21 protein-coding genes and 1 rRNA gene are annotated in these 18,820 nt (G+C 41.8%); 21 read left to right on the forward strand and 1 reads right to left on the reverse strand.

The genetic code is table 11. The annotated features are described in order from the left end of the window. The 12 genes from rrf to rsmI form a co-directional block, all read left to right on the forward strand. Window positions 1-93 (forward strand): 5S ribosomal RNA (rrf, locus tag BM126_RS21015); the annotation flags it as partial. A 579-nt stretch (window positions 94-672) separates the two neighbouring features. Beyond that, the gene (locus tag BM126_RS21020; protein ID WP_371261482.1) at window positions 673-876 is read left to right on the forward strand and encodes a sigma factor G inhibitor Gin; all 204 of its coding nucleotides are present in this window, start codon (window positions 673-675) and stop codon (window positions 874-876) included. A 168-nt stretch (window positions 877-1,044) separates the two neighbouring features. Continuing rightward, window positions 1,045-2,484, forward strand: coding sequence for an aminotransferase class I/II-fold pyridoxal phosphate-dependent enzyme (locus BM126_RS21025; RefSeq protein WP_256213213.1), 1,440 nt, complete (start codon window positions 1,045-1,047; stop codon window positions 2,482-2,484). A gap of 63 nt (window positions 2,485-2,547) precedes the next feature. Further along, window positions 2,548-3,195 carry a dTMP kinase gene (tmk, locus tag BM126_RS21030; protein ID WP_090991300.1) on the forward strand — a complete coding sequence of 216 codons (648 nt, stop codon included), beginning with the start codon at window positions 2,548-2,550 and terminating at the stop codon, window positions 3,193-3,195. Window positions 3,196-3,304: 109 nt separating this feature from the next. After that, window positions 3,305-3,634 carry a cyclic-di-AMP receptor gene (locus BM126_RS21035; protein WP_071353045.1) on the forward strand — a complete coding sequence of 110 codons (330 nt, stop codon included), beginning with the start codon at window positions 3,305-3,307 and terminating at the stop codon, window positions 3,632-3,634. Between the two features lie 23 nt (window positions 3,635-3,657). Next, entirely contained in the window at window positions 3,658-4,098 is a 441-nt protein-coding gene (locus BM126_RS21040; protein WP_071353044.1) for a YaaR family protein, read from the forward strand. 139 nt (window positions 4,099-4,237) lie between these two features. Next, the gene (holB, locus tag BM126_RS21045) at window positions 4,238-5,245 is read left to right on the forward strand and encodes a DNA polymerase III subunit delta' (protein WP_090991301.1); all 1,008 of its coding nucleotides are present in this window, start codon (window positions 4,238-4,240) and stop codon (window positions 5,243-5,245) included. Next, complete coding sequence (locus BM126_RS21050) at window positions 5,238-6,068, forward strand: PSP1 domain-containing protein (RefSeq protein WP_071353042.1); 831 nt, start codon at window positions 5,238-5,240, stop codon at window positions 6,066-6,068. Before holB ends, BM126_RS21050 begins: the two co-directional genes overlap by 8 nt. Window positions 6,069-6,081: 13 nt before the next feature. Next, window positions 6,082-6,453: a DNA replication initiation control protein YabA gene (gene yabA / locus BM126_RS21055; RefSeq protein WP_090991302.1), complete on the forward strand. Its 372-nt coding sequence runs from the start codon at window positions 6,082-6,084 to the stop codon at window positions 6,451-6,453. A 72-nt stretch (window positions 6,454-6,525) separates the two neighbouring features. After that, window positions 6,526-7,269 carry a tRNA1(Val) (adenine(37)-N6)-methyltransferase gene (locus BM126_RS21060; RefSeq protein WP_090991303.1) on the forward strand — a complete coding sequence of 248 codons (744 nt, stop codon included), beginning with the start codon at window positions 6,526-6,528 and terminating at the stop codon, window positions 7,267-7,269. Further along, entirely contained in the window at window positions 7,256-7,543 is a 288-nt protein-coding gene (locus tag BM126_RS21065) for a GIY-YIG nuclease family protein (RefSeq protein WP_090991304.1), read from the forward strand. Before BM126_RS21060 ends, BM126_RS21065 begins: the two co-directional genes overlap by 14 nt. Beyond that, window positions 7,521-8,402: a 16S rRNA (cytidine(1402)-2'-O)-methyltransferase gene (rsmI, locus tag BM126_RS21070; protein ID WP_090991305.1), complete on the forward strand. Its 882-nt coding sequence runs from the start codon at window positions 7,521-7,523 to the stop codon at window positions 8,400-8,402. The genes BM126_RS21065 and rsmI overlap by 23 nt, the downstream gene beginning before the upstream one ends. A 43-nt stretch (window positions 8,403-8,445) precedes the next feature. Here the strand turns inward: rsmI and BM126_RS21075 are convergent, their stop codons facing one another. After that, window positions 8,446-8,730, reverse strand: coding sequence for an AbrB/MazE/SpoVT family DNA-binding domain-containing protein (locus BM126_RS21075; RefSeq protein ID WP_071353037.1), 285 nt, complete (start codon window positions 8,728-8,730; stop codon window positions 8,446-8,448). An 810-nt stretch (window positions 8,731-9,540) separates the two neighbouring features. Between BM126_RS21075 and metG the strand changes: the two genes are divergently transcribed. From metG to ispE, 9 genes are all read left to right on the forward strand, one after another. Next, entirely contained in the window at window positions 9,541-11,532 is a 1,992-nt protein-coding gene (metG, locus tag BM126_RS21080) for a methionine--tRNA ligase (RefSeq protein ID WP_090991306.1), read from the forward strand. A 301-nt stretch (window positions 11,533-11,833) separates the two neighbouring features. Then, complete coding sequence (locus tag BM126_RS21085; RefSeq protein ID WP_090991307.1) at window positions 11,834-12,601, forward strand: TatD family hydrolase; 768 nt, start codon at window positions 11,834-11,836, stop codon at window positions 12,599-12,601. 241 nt (window positions 12,602-12,842) lie between these two features. Continuing rightward, the gene (locus BM126_RS21090) at window positions 12,843-14,027 is read left to right on the forward strand and encodes a G5 and 3D domain-containing protein (protein WP_090991308.1); all 1,185 of its coding nucleotides are present in this window, start codon (window positions 12,843-12,845) and stop codon (window positions 14,025-14,027) included. A 248-nt stretch (window positions 14,028-14,275) separates the two neighbouring features. Further along, window positions 14,276-14,839 carry a ribonuclease M5 gene (gene rnmV, locus BM126_RS21095; protein ID WP_090991309.1) on the forward strand — a complete coding sequence of 188 codons (564 nt, stop codon included), beginning with the start codon at window positions 14,276-14,278 and terminating at the stop codon, window positions 14,837-14,839. Next, window positions 14,832-15,725, forward strand: a complete 894-nt coding sequence (gene rsmA / locus BM126_RS21100) for a 16S rRNA (adenine(1518)-N(6)/adenine(1519)-N(6))-dimethyltransferase RsmA (RefSeq protein ID WP_090991310.1) — start codon at window positions 14,832-14,834, stop codon at window positions 15,723-15,725. Before rnmV ends, rsmA begins: the two co-directional genes overlap by 8 nt. Before the next feature lie 182 nt (window positions 15,726-15,907). Next, window positions 15,908-16,786, forward strand: coding sequence for a sporulation peptidase YabG (gene yabG / locus BM126_RS21105; protein WP_090991311.1), 879 nt, complete (start codon window positions 15,908-15,910; stop codon window positions 16,784-16,786). A 325-nt stretch (window positions 16,787-17,111) separates the two neighbouring features. Continuing rightward, entirely contained in the window at window positions 17,112-17,363 is a 252-nt protein-coding gene (gene veg, locus BM126_RS21115) for a biofilm formation stimulator Veg (RefSeq protein WP_071353029.1), read from the forward strand. A 156-nt stretch (window positions 17,364-17,519) separates the two neighbouring features. Then, window positions 17,520-17,696, forward strand: coding sequence for a small, acid-soluble spore protein, alpha/beta type (locus BM126_RS21120; protein WP_071353028.1), 177 nt, complete (start codon window positions 17,520-17,522; stop codon window positions 17,694-17,696). A gap of 251 nt (window positions 17,697-17,947) precedes the next feature. Further along, window positions 17,948-18,817 carry a 4-(cytidine 5'-diphospho)-2-C-methyl-D-erythritol kinase gene (ispE, locus tag BM126_RS21125; protein WP_090991313.1) on the forward strand — a complete coding sequence of 290 codons (870 nt, stop codon included), beginning with the start codon at window positions 17,948-17,950 and terminating at the stop codon, window positions 18,815-18,817. Window positions 18,818-18,820 lie beyond the last annotated feature (3 nt).

Raw genomic sequence — 18,820 nt, forward strand, 5'->3', positions numbered from 1 at the left:
ACACCCGTTCCCATTCCGAACACGGCAGTTAAGCTCTTCAGCGCCGATGGTAGTTGGGGGTTCTCCCCCTGTGAGAGTAGGACGCCGCCAAGCAAACGGAAGGCCAGCAGAGATGCTGGTCTTTTTTGTGTGCAGAAACGAGAATATAAAGAGGAAAAGAGTCAAGTAAGCCCAAACCTGAATGGGGAGAACCAAGGAGGTCGAGGAGCGGAAGGACTGAAGCTGACGAAGAGATCCACCAGTTATCGCCGTTCAGGAGTTCGAACAAGGCAGTTAAGCTCGCACGCTGATGACGGCAAGACAAGAGGCTTCTGCTAAACCTGCCGCGTCCTGTGCATGCTCAAAGCTTCCAGACAGACGAAAGACTAGCAGCTCTTTAAGGCAATAGTGAATTGAGATTTCCCCAGATCTACATCAAATACTCTTGCAGCCTGTCTATTTTACAGTTTAAAAGACTCTTCACGTCGGTAAATGCTTTGTAATAACGTTTATCCTGACTCTTTCGAGTATGGAATTTTCCTATATTTGATTTTTTCAGGCATAGACATACACTCATAGCCCAGTGGCCTCATATATTGATATAGAAATTAAACAGCAGCTGACATGAACTATTCTAAAAATTGTATACAACATTTAGATTTTGGAGAGAATGCAGGTATGGAGGTGGGGATATTGAGTTCAGCAGCAGCCAATAAAGCACCAGCGGAAACATGCGTGGTTTGTGAAAAGACAAAATCGGTTGGCATACATCTTTATACATCATTTTTATGCGAAGAATGTGAACATGATATCATAAATACAGGAACGGACAATCCGATGTACCATTATTATTTAAAACAGCTAAAGAAAGTAAATGTTCCAGAAATTTGTTCGTAAGAAGAAGAGGAATAGGCATTTATAAGAATCAGAGACTATGAAGAACCGCTTTAAGGTTTTTTATGGTTTCTGATTTTTTTATTTCCAATATTAAAATTGGACAAGCTGGAGTCTGCACTTGCATTTGTCTGATAAAATAAACAAAGAATAATTAAAAGGATGTATATCATGAAATCAAAAGAGAAAACGCCATTATTTGATGCTCTTATAAAGCATAGAGAAAAGGAAAGTTTTTCTTTCCATGTTCCCGGCCATAAAAACGGCCGTATATTTAATCATTGGGGCAAACATATCTTTGATCCTGTGCTGTCCATCGATCTGACAGAGCTCACCGGTCTTGATGACTTACATGACCCAGGCGGGCCTATTTTGGAGGCGGAACAGCTTTTGGCTGATTTGTATGGCTCACAAAAAAGTTATTTTCTTGTGAACGGTTCTACCTCGGGAAATATTGCGATGATTCTCGCTGCCTGTGAGGAGGGAGATACAGTGCTTGTACAAAGGAATTGCCATAAATCTGTTTTGCACGGCCTGATGCTTGCGAATGTTAAGCCAGTTTTCATATCTCCTGACATCGATGAACAGCTGGAGATTGCGGGCAGTGTAACGGTATCGGCTGTAAAGGAGGCAATCGGCCTTTATCCAGAAACCAAGGCCATTGTTTTAACCTATCCAACCTATTATGGAACAGGCAGTGCAGTTTCAGAGATTATATCATTGGCTCATCAGCACAGCATTCCTGTGCTTGTGGATGAAGCTCATGGGGCCCATTTTTGCCTTGGTGCCCCTTTTCCGGAATCTGCCCTGGCAGCAGGTGCAGATGTGGTGGTTCATTCTGCGCATAAGACACTTCCTGCCATGACGATGGGATCATTTTTGCATTACAGCAGTGAATTAATCGATTCCAGCAAGCTGGAGTTCTGCTTGCAAATGCTGCAGTCAAGCAGTCCATCTTACCCGATTATGGCATCATTGGATCTTTCGAGGGCATATCTGGCTACTTATAGCCAGGACGATATAGAAGCATTGAAACAAGCAGTGGACGGCTTCAAGGGGGAACTAAACAGCATTTCAGGAATACATGTGGCAGAGAGCAAATCAGGCAACAGTGATCTCCTTAAGCTTATAATCCGGTCTGAGAAGGGGCATTCTGGCTTTCAATTGCAGCAGATACTTGAAAGTGAAGGGATTTTTACGGAGCTTGCCGATGTAAGAAATGTCCTTATGGTGCTTCCGCTAATAAAGAAGGACAGTGATTTTCCATTTCGTGAAACGCTAATGAGAGTTGAACGTGCCGTAAAGAATAGCGAAGAGGCGGAGGGTCATGTTTCGTCTGGTTCCCATTTTCAGGAACAGACCATTCAGCCGCTTGCCCTGACTTATCAGCAAATGAAAAAAGGACAGAAAAAGCTTACGGCATTAAATGACTGTTTAGGAGAAATCTCGGCTGAAATGATCACTCCTTACCCGCCAGGCATTCCATTAATAATGCCTGGTGAAAAAATAACGGCAGGGAAAATAAAAAGTATGGAGGAGCTGCTGAGAAAAGGGGGAAGGTTCCATGGGGGCCCTGAGCTTGAAAGCGGGCAGCTGTGGATCTACGAATAAGTTTTCCTTTTTGAATTAGAAAATAGTATACTTAAACCGCAAAGTGATAGTTGGAGGTCATGTATGAATCAAGGAATATTTATAACCATGGAAGGACCTGAGGGTGCAGGGAAAACAACCATTCTGCATATGCTTGGAGAACTTCTTACAGATATGGGGCACAGTGTGCTCATTACTAGAGAACCCGGAGGCATCCCTATTTCAGAACAAATCAGGGAAGTCATTTTAAATAAAGAAAATACAGCTATGGACAGCAGAACAGAAGCCCTGCTGTATGCTGCAGCAAGGAGGCAGCACCTTGCTGAAAAGGTGCTGCCCGCTTTAAGTGAGGGGAAAATTGTACTGTGCGACCGCTTTATTGACAGCTCTCTGGCTTATCAGGGATATGCAAGGGGCCTGGGAATGGATGAAGTCTATTCGATCAATCAATTTGCCATCAATGGAGTTATGCCGGATCTTACGATTTACTTCGATATTGACCCGGCTGTTGGCCTGGAACGAATTGCGTCCAACGGGGAGAGGGAAGTAAACCGCCTGGATATGGAAGCTCTGCAGTTTCATGAAAAAGTAAAAGAAGGATATATGCTTATTATAGAGAAGTGGAAAGAAAGATTTTTTATTGTAGATGCATCCCAATCACCTGAACAGGTATTGGAGCAAACTGCATCCAAGGTGTACCAGGTTATTGGCAGGGAGGCGGCCTCACGATAATATTTATCGTAAAATGCCTGTAAACCTCCTTTTTGGGGTATAGATAATTGTTATAATATAAATTAAACAAAGCAGAACACATTTGGTGTTCAAGCGGAGGATGATAGATATGAAAATGATTATTGCAGTTGTACAGGATAAAGATAGCCATAGATTGCTGAATGAACTTGTTGAACATAATTTCCGGGCGACCAAGCTTGCCAGCACCGGAGGGTTTTTAAAATCCGGCAATACCACCTTTATGATAGGTACCGATGACATTCGCGTTGAAAAAGCCCTTGATATTATTAAAAATAATTGCGAGTCCCGGCAGCAGCTGGTAGCGCCTGTATCCCCAATGGGAGGAAATGCTGATTCATATGTTCCATATCCAGTTGAAATCCAGGTTGGCGGAGCGGCAGTATTTGTATTGCCAATCGAAACTTTTATGCAATTTTAACGTACGAAAGCAGTGTGGTATGAATGAAAATTAACCAGGACCTTCCTTTAAGCCTGGATAAAGCCAGGCAAGACAGTAAGCAGGTTCAAACTGGTAATGGAAAATTTCAGCAGCTGGTGCAAAAGCAGGATCAAAAACTGCAGTATGCCTCACTGAACCGGCTGCTGAGCGATATTGAGGGAGCCGGCGGCAGACTGGGTAAATCCCGCACCTTCAAGGATATCGCAAAATTCAAAACGCTGGTCAAGCGGTTTGTAAAAGAAGCTGTTGACTTTGGGATGGATCTGAAGCATTCGAACAGCTGGAATCAATTTGGGCAGAGCCGCCCGCTGAAAATTGTCGAAACAATCGATGATAAATTGGTAGAGCTAACTGAAGCTGTATTGTCCAAAGAAAAGACCTCTGTGGATGTTTTGGAAAAAATAGGTGAAATTAAAGGCCTATTGATTAATTTATACACGTAAAATATCACCGTCCTTTTTTCTGAAACTGCAGATAATAGGCGAATGTTACCCTATTTAAGCCAGTAAATAAAAAAAGAGTCATATTTTTAATATAGTGTTTATATGATGAAATGGACTTACTTAAGAGAGTTGATTGGTTATGACGGAAACATGGAACGAAATAGCTGATATTCAGCCGACAATCATGGGAATGCTGAAAAATGGCATGCTAAAAAACCGGGTTGCTCACGCCTATCTTTTCGAAGGTGAAAAAGGTGTCGGAAAAAGAGAGGCAAGCATAATTTTCGCCAAGAGCCTGTTGTGTGAGCAGCAGATTGACGGGTATATGCCATGTGAAAATTGCAAAAACTGCAGACGCATAAACAGCGGGAACCATCCTGATGTGCATCTGATTGAACCAGACGGCTTGTCTATCAAAAAGGAACAGATTAAAAGTCTTCAAGAGGAATTTTCAAAGAAAAGCGTTGAGGCCAATCGTAAAATTTATATGATTTTCAATGCAGACAAAATGTCCGTGCAGGCAGCAAACAGCTTGCTTAAATTCCTCGAGGAACCTTCTTCAGACACAGTTGCCATTTTGGTTACAGAGCAAATACAGCGGATCCTGCCTACCATCCTGTCACGCTGCCAGGTATTGTCTTTTAAGCCTCTTTCTCCTGCAATTCTTAAGGAAAAGCTGATAAATAAAGGGGTGAACATCCAAGACTCATCTATAATCCCCCACTTAACCCACAATTTTGAAGAAGGAATAAGAATAAGTAATGAGGAATGGTTTGCACAAGCCCAAAAAATAGTGGTAAAATTATATGAAGTGCTAAACCAAAATCCCATGAAGGCATTATTATATCTTCAGGAAGAGTGGTTTGTGCACTTTAAAGAAAGGGAGCAAATGGACAGAAGTCTTGATTTGTTATTTCTTATCTATAAAGATTTATTATATATTCAGTTGGACAAGCGTGAACTTGCCGTTTTTCAAAATAAAACCGGGGAATTTGAAACACACGCTCTTCATCTTTCCCAGAGGCGCCTTGCAGACTGCATGGGCTATATTTTAGAAGCGAAAAGGAAACTGCTGTCCAATACAAATCCACAGCTGTTGATGGAACAGCTTGTGCTGAATTTGCAGGAGGGATCATCATTTGTATGATGTAGTAGGCGTCCGCTTTAAAAAAGCGGGTAAAATATACTACTTTGACCCGGGAGAGCTTGCCATTCCGAAGGATGAGTTTGTTATAGTGGAAACTGTCCGCGGAGTTGAATTCGGCAAGGTTGTAACCGCCCGGAAACAAGTAGATGATAATGATGTTGTGCTGCCGCTGAAAAAGGTTCTCAGGATTGCAGATGCAAAGGACAGGCTGATTGTTGAGGAAAATAAATCGGCGGCATCTGAAGCTTATGGAACCTGCTGCCAAAAAGTAGAGGAACACAAGCTTGATATGAAGCTCGTTGATGTTGAATACACTTTTGACAGAAATAAAGTAGTGTTTTACTTTACTGCAGATGGACGAATTGATTTCCGTGATTTAGTCAAGGATTTGGCGGCGATTTTTAGAACCAGGATTGAATTGCGCCAGATAGGCGTCAGGGATGAAGCCAAGATGCTTGGAGGCATAGGGCCATGCGGAAGAATGCTTTGCTGCTCGACATTCCTGGGTGATTTTGAACCAGTTTCCATTAAAATGGCCAAGGATCAAAATCTATCGCTGAATCCGACCAAAATTTCTGGTCTGTGCGGCCGGCTGATGTGCTGTCTTAAATATGAAAACGATGAGTATGAGAGTGCGAAGGAAATGCTTCCGGATTTGGGTGAAATCATTAAAACCCCTCATGGAAAAGGCAAGGTAGTTGGGCTTAATATTCTAGAACGAGTACTTCAGATTGAATTTGTCGAACAAGAAAGAGTTTTGGAATATACGTTAGATGAGATTCTAAAAGAGGGAGCCGTTTCTATTCAAGCCACAGATTATTAAGGTGGTGGAGAGCGTGGATAAAAAAGAAATTTTTGAATCGGTCACTAATATGGAAACCCAAATCGGCCATCTATACAAGCAGCTTGGTGAGATGAAACAGCATTTGGCGGAGGTTCTTGAAGAGAATAATTCGCTGAAGCTTGAAAACAGCCATCTTAGGCGGCGGTTAGATCAGCTGGAAACAGCAGGAGCCAGCGTGAAGGAAAAAAATAAAGCAAAAAATAAGCAAACAGCCCAGGAAGAGAAGATGCTTGATATAGGGGAAGGCTACGATAATCTTGCCCGTTTATATCAAGAAGGCTTTCATATTTGCAACCTTCATTTTGGAAGTTTAAGAAAAGATGGAGACTGCCTGTTTTGCTTATCATTTTTGAATAAAAAATAATCTCAAGCCTTTCCTGTCAAGGGAAGGCTTTTTTAATAACCGAGGGAAATGCATCCAGAGGAGGTAAGAGAGTTGCTGGAATTAAAAGGTGATGAACGGCTGGATTATCTTTTGGCTGAACGTTTAAGAATAATCCAAAGTCCTTCTGTTTTTTCGTTTTCACTAGATGCTGTTCTGCTATCGAAGTTCGTCAGTGTGCCGATTCAAAAAGGCAAGCTGATTGATATGTGTTCAGGAAATGGAGTTGTGCCGCTGTTATTAAGCACGAGGACTAAAGGAAGCATGATTGGTGTGGAAATTCAGGAAAGGTTATATGATATGGCGAAAAGAAGCATTGATTATAATGGGCTTTCCGGGCAAATACATATGATGCATGGAGACATTAAGGAAATCCCCGGACAGCTTGGCCACTCAAAGTTTGATGTGGTAACCTGCAATCCTCCATACTTTCCAACTCCATCAAAAGAAGAAATCAATCAAAACGAACATTTTGCAATTGCCAGGCATGAAATATACTGTACCCTTGATGATGTGGTGCGCACGAGCAGCCAGCTGCTGCGCCAGGGAGGCAAGGCTGCCTTTGTACATAGGCCTGGAAGACTGATGGACATACTGAGCCTGATGAGAAAATACCGGATTGAACCAAAACGATTACAGTTTGTTTATCCGAAGGCGGGCAAGGAGGCCAACACCATTCTTATTGAAGGAATCAAGGATGGAAAGCCTGATTTAAAACTACTTCCTCCGCTAGTAGTTTATAATGAGAATCATGAGTATAATCCGGAAGTCAGAAGGATTTTATATGGAGAAGAATGAGCATTTCTTTTATGTGCTGAGATGCAGGGATGGCAGTTTTTATGCAGGCTATACAAATGATTTAAAAAAGCGGATAAGCATGCATAATGAAGGAAAAGGGGCCAAGTACACAAGAGGCAGGGGACCGGTCGAGCTGATCCATTATGAGGTCTTTGCAACGAAAACGGAAGCAATGCGTGCCGAGTACAACTTTAAACAGCTGAATAGGGCACAAAAAGAACAAATTATTAATAAAAAGGAGAAATCCGTTCATGCAGCAGCAGAAAAGCTATGAAAAAGAAGGACTAGAACCGGCGCTGTACTTGGTGCCTACTCCTATTGGAAATTTGGAAGATATGAGCTTCAGGGCTCTGAGAATATTAAAAGAGGCAGATGTGATAGCTGCTGAGGATACACGTAATACTAAAAAACTTTGCAATTACTTTGAAATCGAAACTCCGATTGTCAGCTATCATGAACATAACAAGCAAAAAAGCGGCAAGCAGATGATTGATCGCCTCCTTTCCGGACAATTGATCGCCCTTGTCAGTGACGCAGGAATGCCCACGATTTCCGATCCCGGGTATGAACTTGTGATAGAGGCACTAGCAGAAAATATCACTGTAGTCCCGCTTCCTGGCGCAAATGCTGCGTTAACTGCATTGATTGGCTCAGGCCTTATCCCGCAGCCCTTTTATTTCCATGGTTTTCTGCAAAGAAGCAATAAAGAAAAGAAGGCAGAACTGGAAAGATTGAAAAAAATGACGTCGACCTGGATTGTTTATGAATCCCCCCATCGCTTGAAGGAAACGCTAAAAAGCATGCTTGGGGTACTTGGTAACAGAAAAATCGTGCTTTGCCGTGAGCTTACAAAGAAATTCGAGGAATTTATCAGAGGCACCATTGAAGAAGCTCTAGCATGGGCGGAAGAATCAGAAATCCGTGGCGAATTTTGTCTTGTCATTGAAGGGTCTCAGGAAAGTGAAGATACTGAGGAGAAGAAGTGGTGGGACAACATGGAGGTTTCTGCTCATGTAGAGGCCTACATCCAGGAACAAGGCCTGTCTTCCAAGGAAGCCATCAAGCAGACCGCTAAGGATAGAGGCATACAGAAACGCGAAGTATATCAATCGTATCATGTAGATGAAGAATAAATAAGCATAAAAAAGGCTTCCGGATAGGAAGCCTTTTTTATGCTTATTTTGATGTTTCGAAGCTTTGCTGAATTTCTTTAATCAGCATTTCAGCACCTTCGCGGCTTAGGATAAGCTTGCCGCCAGCAAGAGTCAAGTTTTCATCAGAAACTTCACCAGTTACTTGGCAAGTCATATTTGGCTTGTATTTTTTTAGGATGATGCGTTCGTCATCCACATAAATTTCAAGTGCATCTTTTTCTGCAATTCCAAGCGTACGGCGAAGTTCGATTGGAATAACCACCCGTCCTAATTCATCAACCTTACGAACAATTCCTGTAGATTTCATTCTGTAAATCTCCTCTCAGACTATACTAGTACCTTTTTCTCTTTATCTATTTTCGTCATTATTCGACAATTTTTTTTATAAATTTAATAATACCAGCCATTCCCAAATACGTCAATCATTTTATTTTTAACTTAAGATAAATTCAGAAGAAAAACGTAAAACCCTTTATCCTCAAGGCTTTCAGCTGTTTCAATAAGTAGGATAAATCCTTTTTTGTATGATATTGGACCTGTTTTGTTTTATTACGATAATAAAAATAAGAATAAATCCCTAATAAATTCGACTAAATTCGACAAAAACAAACAAAAGCCAACATAATCCTATCTTTATGTTGAAGGGAAAATAAGTAAAGAGACATATTTTGGGATTAAGGAAAAAGGAATGTTTCTAGTTAAAAGAAGGAATTGGGGAATTAGAGTAAGGCCTTACTTTTTTTATTGCACAATTTAATTTTTTTAGGTATATTTTGTTCATATATGAGGTAATGCTGACATCATAGAAGTGTTAAAAATTCAGGATTGCTGCTTTTCTCTTTATAGAGCATGTTAACTGAGCAGCTTCTAAGGACCCGTCTCAACGTTGTACAGCCATCGAGCAGTTTAAGCAGGAGCTGGCTGCCAGTGAAAGACTGATATTTTCAGCTAACCATCCCGGGGAAGGCCTTTTGTGGAGGGAAGCTTCACTTTATTTAGCTCGCGTCCTGTTGGGCGTGAGTTTTTTATCGCTCTTCTGTTTATATAAGAGTAAAATGGAAGCAGGTATGCAAGGCAAATGATAATTGCTGTCTGTTATTTTTAAGGAGGGAAAAAAATGAAAGAAAAACTGAAAACTTTTTATATCACAACGCCGATTTATTATCCGAGCGGAAATTTACATATTGGCCATGCCTACACGACTGTAGCCGGTGATGCTATGGCCCGTTATAAGAGGATGCGGGGATTCGATGTTATGTATCTGACGGGTACAGATGAGCATGGACAAAAAATCCAGAGAAAGGCTGAAGAAGCTGGCATCACTCCGCAGGAATATGTGGACGGCATAGTATCTGGAATCAAGGACTTGTGGAAGAAGATGGACATCTCATATGATGACTTTATCCGCACAACAGACGTAAGGCATAAAACAGCATTAACAAAGATGTTTAAGCAGCTGCTGGACCAGGGAGATATTTATCTGGATGAATATGAAGGCTGGTATTCTGTTTCTGATGAAACCTATTATACCGAGCTTCAATTGGCAGACCCAGTTTATGAGAATGGAAAAATAGTTGGAGGCAAGAGTCCTGACAGCGGCCATCCGGTTGAGCTTGTCAAGGAAGAATCCTACTTTTTCAGGATGGGCAAATATGCAGACAGGCTGCTGAAGTTTTATGAAGAAAATCCGGAATTCATTCAGCCTGAGTCCAGGAAAAATGAAATGATTAATAATTTCATTAAACCGGGACTTGAAGATCTGGCTGTGTCAAGAACAACTTTTGACTGGGGCATCAAGGTGCCTGGAGATCCGAAGCATGTAATTTATGTCTGGATTGATGCTTTATCAAATTATATTACGGCTCTTGGATATGGAAATGAAGATGACGCCAAGTATTTAAACTACTGGCCAGCTGATGTCCACTTGATGAGTAAGGAAATTGTCCGTTTTCATACCATTTATTGGCCAATCATGCTGATGGCGCTTGACCTTCCTCTTCCTAAAAAGGTCTTCGCCCATGGCTGGCTGTTAATGAAGGACGGAAAAATGTCCAAATCAAAGGGGAATGTTGTTGACCCTGTTACTTTAATCGACCGTTATGGTCTTGATACATTGCGCTACTACCTGCTGCGGGAGGTACCATTTGGTTCTGATGGCGTCTTTACTCCTGAAGGGTTTGTGGAGAGAATTAACTTCGACTTGGCTAACGATCTTGGTAACCTTTTGAACCGGACTGTTGCTATGATTGATAAATATTTCGATGGGGTTATTCCTGAATATAAAGGCGCACTAGGGGAGTTTGATGAATCCCTGGAGGCGAAGAACAGAGAAACGGTTTCCAAGTATGAAGAAGCAATGGAGAAGATGGAGTTTTCAGTTGCTTTATCTACCATTTGGCAGCTTGTCAGCAGAACAAATAAATATATCGATGAAACAAAGCCGTGGATTCTGGCTAAAGACGAGGAGAAAAAAGAAGAACTTGGCAGTGTGATGAGCCACTTGGCTGAATCTTTAAGAAGAACAGCAATTCTCCTTACGCCATTTTTAACTCAAACTCCGGGTAAAATCTTTTCTCAGTTGAATATTGAAGATGAATCTCTTAAGTCATGGGAAAGCCTTGAAGAGTTTGGGAAAATCCCTGCGATGACCAAAGTGAGTAAAGGGGAGCCAATTTTCCCGCGCTTGGAGATGAAGGATGAAATAGAATATATCAAATTGCAAATGCAGGGAAGCTTGCCTCAGGAAGAAGAAAAGAAGCCTGAAGAGCAAGAGATACCTGAAGTGGAAGAAATCACGATTGATGATTTTATGAAAGTGGAATTGCGGGTTGCTCAGGTACTTGAGGCGGAACCTGTGAAAAAAGCAGACAAGCTTCTTAAACTGCAGCTGGATCTTGGCTATGAAAAAAGACAGGTTGTTTCTGGAATTGCTCAATACTATAAGCCTGAGGAATTGATAGGGAAAAAAGTTATTTGTGTAACTAATTTAAAGCCTGTCAAACTGCGCGGAGAATTATCACAAGGAATGATATTGGCAGGAAGCAGCGATGGAGTTTTGTCTGTGGCTACTGTTAATGATTCGCTGCCGAACGGTTCTAAAGTTAAATAATTACCAATTAATAACATAAAAATGTTTCACATGGAACATTTTTATGTTATTTTTTGTGCATTTTTGGGTATGGTGTAAAAATCCATAAATGAGTGCAGGCAAATCATTTTCCAATGTACATACTTATTTCGTAAAATATATAGAAAATCAGCGGGGGACTTGCAGGAGGATAATGCAAGAAGTAAAAGCAGATAATACAAATGCGGGGCACTTGAGGGCATTTGTCATCATTTTGTTACATAATTGTGAGGCATGAAAACTTTTATTCAACAATAGACTATTGCTAGAAAGGGAGAAAATAATGTTATTTGATACACATGTTCATTTGAATGATCTACAATTTTCGGAGGATTTGGAAGAAGTAATAGATAGAATGAAAGAAGCAGGAGTATCCAATGTGGTTGTTGTGGGATTTGACCGGCCTACCATCACAAGGGCCATGAAGCTTGTGGAGACATACGAATTCATGTATGCGGCTGTGGGCTGGCATCCTGTAGACGCCATTGATATGACGGATGGCGATCTGGAGTGGATTGAAGAACTCTCAAGTCATCCTAAAGTAGTGGCAATCGGGGAAATGGGCCTGGACTACCATTGGGATAAGTCTCCGAAGGATGTCCAAAAAGAAGTGTTCAGGAAACAAATCAGGCTGGCGAGGAAGGTTAAGCTCCCGATCATTATCCATAACCGGGAAGCAACGGCAGACATTGTGGACATTTTAAAAGAAGAGCATGCATCAGAGGTTGGCGGCATTATGCATTGCTTCAGCGGAAGTGCCGAGACGGCAAAGGAATGCATTGATATGAATTTTTACATTTCACTAGGGGGGCCTGTTACATTTAAGAATGCCAAGAAACCTAAGGAAGTAGCGGCTGAGGTTCCTTTGGACCGCCTGCTGATTGAAACGGACTGCCCATATCTAGCTCCGCATCCATACAGGGGGAAACGGAATGAACCGGCATATGTAAAGTTAGTAGCTGAACAAATTGCTGAGATAAAAGGGGTTGCACCTGAGGAAATAGCAGCTATGACTACACAGAATGCAAAGAAATTATTCGGCATAAAATGATAGCACTTTTTGTCGGTTTGTTTCTAAGCGTGTCTGCAGAAAAACTGAATTCAAGAAAGTAATGCAAATCTTCGTCACTTTATGGTATGTCCATGTCGATAAGTCTCCCTTTTCAATTAGATAGAGAGTATGCATAATAGAAATTAACTTTCAAGGCTTTCTATAAATCGGATGGGAGTCCGGCAGGGATTACTATACAATCACCGAGAGGAAGGAGGAGTTTTTCATTTCTTTTAAAAATATGAAAAACTTGATTCCCAAGTCTTTTGGGAAAAAGAGAGTGGCCTTTGGGGCAGGAGCGGCCATAGCCGGTATTGCCGTATTGGGATTGCTATATTATCAGGGGACAAAACAAACGGTTTCACTCTCGCTGGATGGCGAGAAAAAAGTAGTAAGGACACATGCTGAAACGATTCGTGATATATTAAAAGACTTTGAGATTGACGTGAAGGCCCAGGATTATTTATCACCATCAGGCAAGAGCAAAGTGGGGGATCACACGAATGTCGTGTGGGAGCCGGCCATGCACATTGGAATCACTGTGGATGGCAAAAAGAAAATGGTATGGACAACGGCTGAAACGGTCAGCGGGCTGCTGAAGGAACAAAATCTCGAATTAAAGGAAAAGGATCGGATTTCTCCGGCACCCGACACCAGGCTTCAGGAAAAAATGGACATTGCAATCGAAAAGGCCTTTCCGCTTACATTGGCTGTTGGCAAAAACGAAAAGCAAGTCTGGTCAACTTCGACTACGGTCGCTGACTTTTTAAGACAACAAGGTGTAACGCTCAATCATTTAGACCGCGTTGAGCCAAAATTAGGAGAAAAAGTTCAAGCCAAGAACAGAGTAAACGTCATACGAGTTGAAAAAGTCACCGATGTAGTGGAAGAACCGGTTAATTATGCAGTTATTACAAAAAAAGATAATAGCCTCCTGAAGGGAAAAGAAAAAGTCATTACTCCCGGGAGCAAGGGGCTTCTTGCTAAGCATTATGAAATTACAAAAGAAAATGGAAAAGTCGTGGCAAAAAAACTTCTTTCCAAACAAGTTATTACGGAAAAGCGCGACAGGGTTACCGCCATTGGAACCCGGCAATACATAGTGCAGGCTTCACGCAAGGCTCAGGAGTCCGGCGGAAGGGAAGTCTATGTTTCCTCGACCGCTTATACGGCAAGCTGCAATGGATGTTCAGGAAGAACAGCAACTGGCATTAATTTGAAGGAAAACCCGGGAGCAAGAGTCATCGCTGTTGACCCGAGCGTCATCCCGCTCGGCTCCAAAGTGTTTGTTGAGGGATATGGATATGCAATTGCAGCGGATAAGGGCTCTGCCATCAAAGGAAACCGTATCGATGTATTCTTTTCTTCACAATCAGACGCCTACCGCTGGGGAGTGAAAAGGGTAAAAGTGCGGATTATCCAGTAGTTAACATGAAACTTACGCGTGCGGGAAGGCGGCACAGCCTCTTCATGGCTGTCTTCATCAGTGATTATCCGTGGAGGCGGCGGATATGGCTTTCTTTAATACGGGATAAACTTTTGCAGGAGATTTTATATCTCCTGCTTTTTTACGTTATAATAATAAAGCAGAATTCAGCTATTGCTTGCTGTATTCGATTCATTATGTTTAGGCGAATATAAAGTGAAGAAGGTTTCATCAATTTGGAGGAACACATGAAAAAAATTAAAGAAATTATCGTGGTGGAAGGAAAAGACGACACCGTAGCCATAAAAAGGTCTGTGAATGCCGATACCATCGAGACGAATGGTTCTGCAGTAAATGAGTCTGTAATTGAACAGGTGAGGCTTGCCCAGCAAACGAGGGGTGTCATTATTTTTACGGATCCTGATTTTCCGGGACAGAAAATAAGGAATACGATTACAGAACAGGTTAAAGGATGCAAGCATGCATTTTTAACAAAAAACGAAGCACTTCCTAAGTCAGGAAGAGGTCTCGGTGTGGAGCATGCCTCCCCTGAATCCATCAGAAATGCGCTGAGAGATGCCCAGACTATGGATGAAGAAGCGAAAGAGGAAATCTCAAAGGAGGATCTTGCAGATGCCGGTTTGATCGGCGGCGAAGGTTCCAGGCAAAGAAGGGAACGGCTAGGCCAGCTGTTAAAGATCGGTTTTACAAATGGCAAACAGCTGTATAAGCGCTTAAAAATGTTCCAAATATCGAAAGAAGATTTTATTGAAGCATTAAAGCAAATCAAGCAGGAGGAAAATCATGCATAAGGATATTGCAACTCCCCTCAGAACCAAAGAGATACTGAAAAAATATGGCTTTTCCTTTAAAAAAAGCCTTGGACAGAATTTCTTGATTGATACCAATATTTTAAAGAATATCGTCGAGCATGCTAATCTGACCGAACAAAGCGGTGCCATTGAAATTGGCCCGGGAATCGGGGCTTTGACAGAACAGTTGGCAAAAAGCAGCAAAAAGGTAACGGCATTTGAGATAGATCAGAGGTTATTGCCGATATTGAAGGATACCTTGTCACCTTATAATAATGTAAAAGTAATACATGAGGATGTCTTGAAGGCAGATGTGAAAAAGGTGATAGAAGAAGAGTTTGCAGATATCCCGGATGTAATGGTTGTAGCCAATCTCCCTTACTATGTCACAACTCCGATCATTCTTAAATTGCTGACTGAAAAACTGCCGATCCGTGGCATTGTCGTGATGCTTCAAAAGGAGGTTGCTGATCGGATTGCCGCAAAGCCTGGTACAAAGGAATATGGTTCATTATCCATTGCTATACAGTATTATACGGAGGCGGAAACAGTCATGGTTGTTCCAAAAACTGTTTTTATGCCTCAGCCTAATGTAGATTCAGCTGTCATTAGACTTACGGTAAGGGAGCGGCCGGTTGTGGAGGTAAAGGATGAGGACTTTTTCTTTACGCTGACACGTTCAAGCTTCGCACAGCGGCGTAAAACCATCTTGAATAACCTTACAAGCCAGCTTCCAGATGGAAAGGCCAAGAAAGATATTATTTTAGCTGCACTCGAGAAATCCAATATTGACCCTGCACGAAGGGGAGAAACTCTTTCTATTGAGGAATTTGGGAAATTGAGCGATGAGCTGTTTCCTGATTTTACAGGTAGTGTATTGAGCTGATAATAGCCAGGACCGGAAATTACCGGGTTCCTGGCTATTTTTATAATGATCATTAACGGCGAAAAAGACTTTGGCTGATGGCCTTGGTGCCGTTGCATTTCACCATTTTCGGCTGGTTGCATAACTTAAGAAAGAACATAATTTTGACAGGGCCATAGGTGATCTTGTTACGGGGTGAGGCCATGAGTATTAAAATTCATGATATTGTAGCCAGGAAGTCATATGAAGGGGATGTCCTTTTCCGTGTTATAGATATCAAAGAGAAAAAAGGAATCAAGGAAGCTGTTTTGTACGGAGAGGATGTCCGGCTTATTGCTGATGCACCATTTTCCGATTTGTTGAAAATCGATGAAAATGAGAGGAATCAGCGCCACAGAAGTGATTTGGAAAAGCAGGATCAATCATTCCGCCTTTTTACGCAGGAGCAGGAGCTGCAAAAACAAAAAAGCGATTATGAAGCAAGCAGCGGCTACAGGTATAGCGGCAACTATTTTCAGATGCCTGGAAGGGTTCTGCATGTAGACGGTGATGCTTCCTATTTGAGAAAATGCCTGGATTTATATGAAAAAATCGGGATTCCTGTGAACGGAGTTTATTGCAATGAAAAGGAAATGCCAGAGAAAATCGGCCAGCTTCTTGATCATTATCGCCCAGATATCCTGGTGATCACAGGCCATGATTCATACTCGAAAACCAAAGGAAATCCTGAAGATTTGAGTGCATACCGGCATTCCAGGCATTTTGTCCAAACTGTTATGGAGGCAAGAAAAAGGGTATCTCACTTGGATCAGCTTGTTATTTTTGCCGGTGCCTGCCAATCCCATTTTGAATCACTCATTCGGGCTGGAGCCAATTTCGCAAGCTCTCCATCAAGGGTGAATATTCATGCGCTGGATCCGGTTTATATTGTTGCGAAAATCAGCTACACACCTTTCATGGAGCATATCCGTGTATGGGATGTACTGAGAAATACATTAACAGGCGAAAAAGGGCTCGGCGGCATTGAAACCCGCGGAGTTTTAAGAACAGGTATGCCCTATAACCTTACAACTGAAGAATAACCGCTGCATGTATAATACATGCAGCTTGTTTTTGTTTATCTCACACCAATCAGAAATTTGAATACATTTCGGGGGTATCGGACAATTTTTGCAGAGCAAGCTGGTTTATTTGGAAATAAAATAGCTATAATGGCTGGTTTCATAAAAAGATTACATAATTTTTCAATTGCGGAGGATACTAGTGGGGTACAGAAGGATGCGAATTTTGAAGGAACATGCGATAAAAAACCATTGACAAACAAATTTAACTACTGCTATAATTTATTATTTTGTTTGACCTTGGTTGGTGTTTGTGATATACTACACTTAGTGAGGTGGACCGAAAATGCCAAAAACTTTAGCTGATATTAAACATGCGCTGGACTCCAATCTTGGAAAAAGGCTGCTATTGAAAGCAAATGGCGGAAGAAGAAAAACTGTAGAACGTTTTGGTACGTTAGCAGAAACTTATCCAGCTGTTTTTGTAATCGAACTCGATCAAGATGAAAATGCATTCGAAAGAGTATCTTACAGCTATGCAGACGTATTAACGGAAACCGTACAACTAACATTTTTGAATAAGCAGCAGGAAATGTAGCTTTGAGTAGGCAGTAAACACAGTTTGCTGCTTTTTAATTTGTCCAAAATCCCTGTCTGTGTTGATTTATAACAAAAAAGGATAAAAGAGCCGGTTATGAAAAATCACCCTATGCAGATGCTAACTATGTGTCAGCTGTGAAAGGGGATGTTCATTTTGGGCAGAAATAAAGGGATTATGTCAGAGCATTTTAAAGAAGAACTGGCAAAAGAACTTGGATTTTATGATGTGGTCCAAAAAGAAGGCTGGGGAGGAATACGTGCCCGTGATGCGGGAAATATGGTTAAGCTGGCCATTGAAAAGGCTCAAAGTCAGCTTGCGAATAGAAACTGATGTTTATCTGCCGCGTATTCTGACTTAAAGCAGCACACATTACACCGCAGAAGGGGAAGCTCACATAAGCTTCCCCTTCTGCTATACCGGCAAAGCACCGCACTAAACCCCGATAAAAACCATGTATATTCTTTATAATATGCGAAATTCCTCTGCTGCATTGAAATTACCCTTAAAAAACCTTTAGAATGGAAACAAATATGATAAAATAGGACAAGAACTTTCTAGAACGTTAAAAGTAGGTGGGAAATTTGAAGCTTATGGAGAAGGCGCCAGCTAAGATAAACTTAGCGCTGGATGTGCTTAATAAGCGGCCGGATGGATACCATGAAGTCGAAATGATTATGACTACGGTTGATCTTGCGGATAGAATTGAATTAAAGGAAATCAGACATAATGAAATTGAAATCCTTTCGCATAACAGGTTTGTTCCGGATGACCAGAGAAATTTGGCATATCAGGCAGCTTTTTTATTAAAAGAACGTTACGGCATTAATAAGGGAGTTTCAATTGCCATAGAAAAAAACATACCGGTGGCAGCCGGTCTCGCTGGAGGAAGCAGTGATGCAGCGGCCACTTTAAGAGGATTGAATAAGCTATGGCAGCTTGGTCTATCCCTGGATGAATTGGCAGAACTGGGTGCGGAAATCGGTTCGGATGTTTCCTTTTGCGTATACGGCGGAACAGCACTCGCAAAAGGAAGAGGAGAGAAAATCACTCACCTGCCCGTTCCTCCAAAATGCTGGGTGATCCTGGCTAAGCCAACGCTAGGAGTCTCGACGGCAGATGTTTATAAACGATTGCAGCTATCTAAAATGTCACACCCGGATGTACCCGGAATGATTTCTGCCATCGAGGAAAATAGTTACGAAAAGGTTTGCAGCGGACTTGGCAATGTGCTGGAAAGCGTCACTCTGCCTCTTTACCCTGAAGTGGCTAATATTAAGGATCAGATGAAAACCTTTGGAGCAGATGCCGTGCTTATGAGCGGAAGCGGCCCGACTGTTTTTGGCCTTGCTGAGCATGATTCCCGAATGCAAAGAGTATATAATGGACTGCGCGGCTTTTGTGATCAGGTATATGCGGTCCGCATGCTTGGAGATATAAACATTCTTGAGTAAACA

It is taken from the genome of Bacillus sp. OV322, assembly GCF_900112495.1.
In the GTDB taxonomy this organism is placed as follows: domain Bacteria; phylum Bacillota; class Bacilli; order Bacillales; family DSM-1321; genus Peribacillus.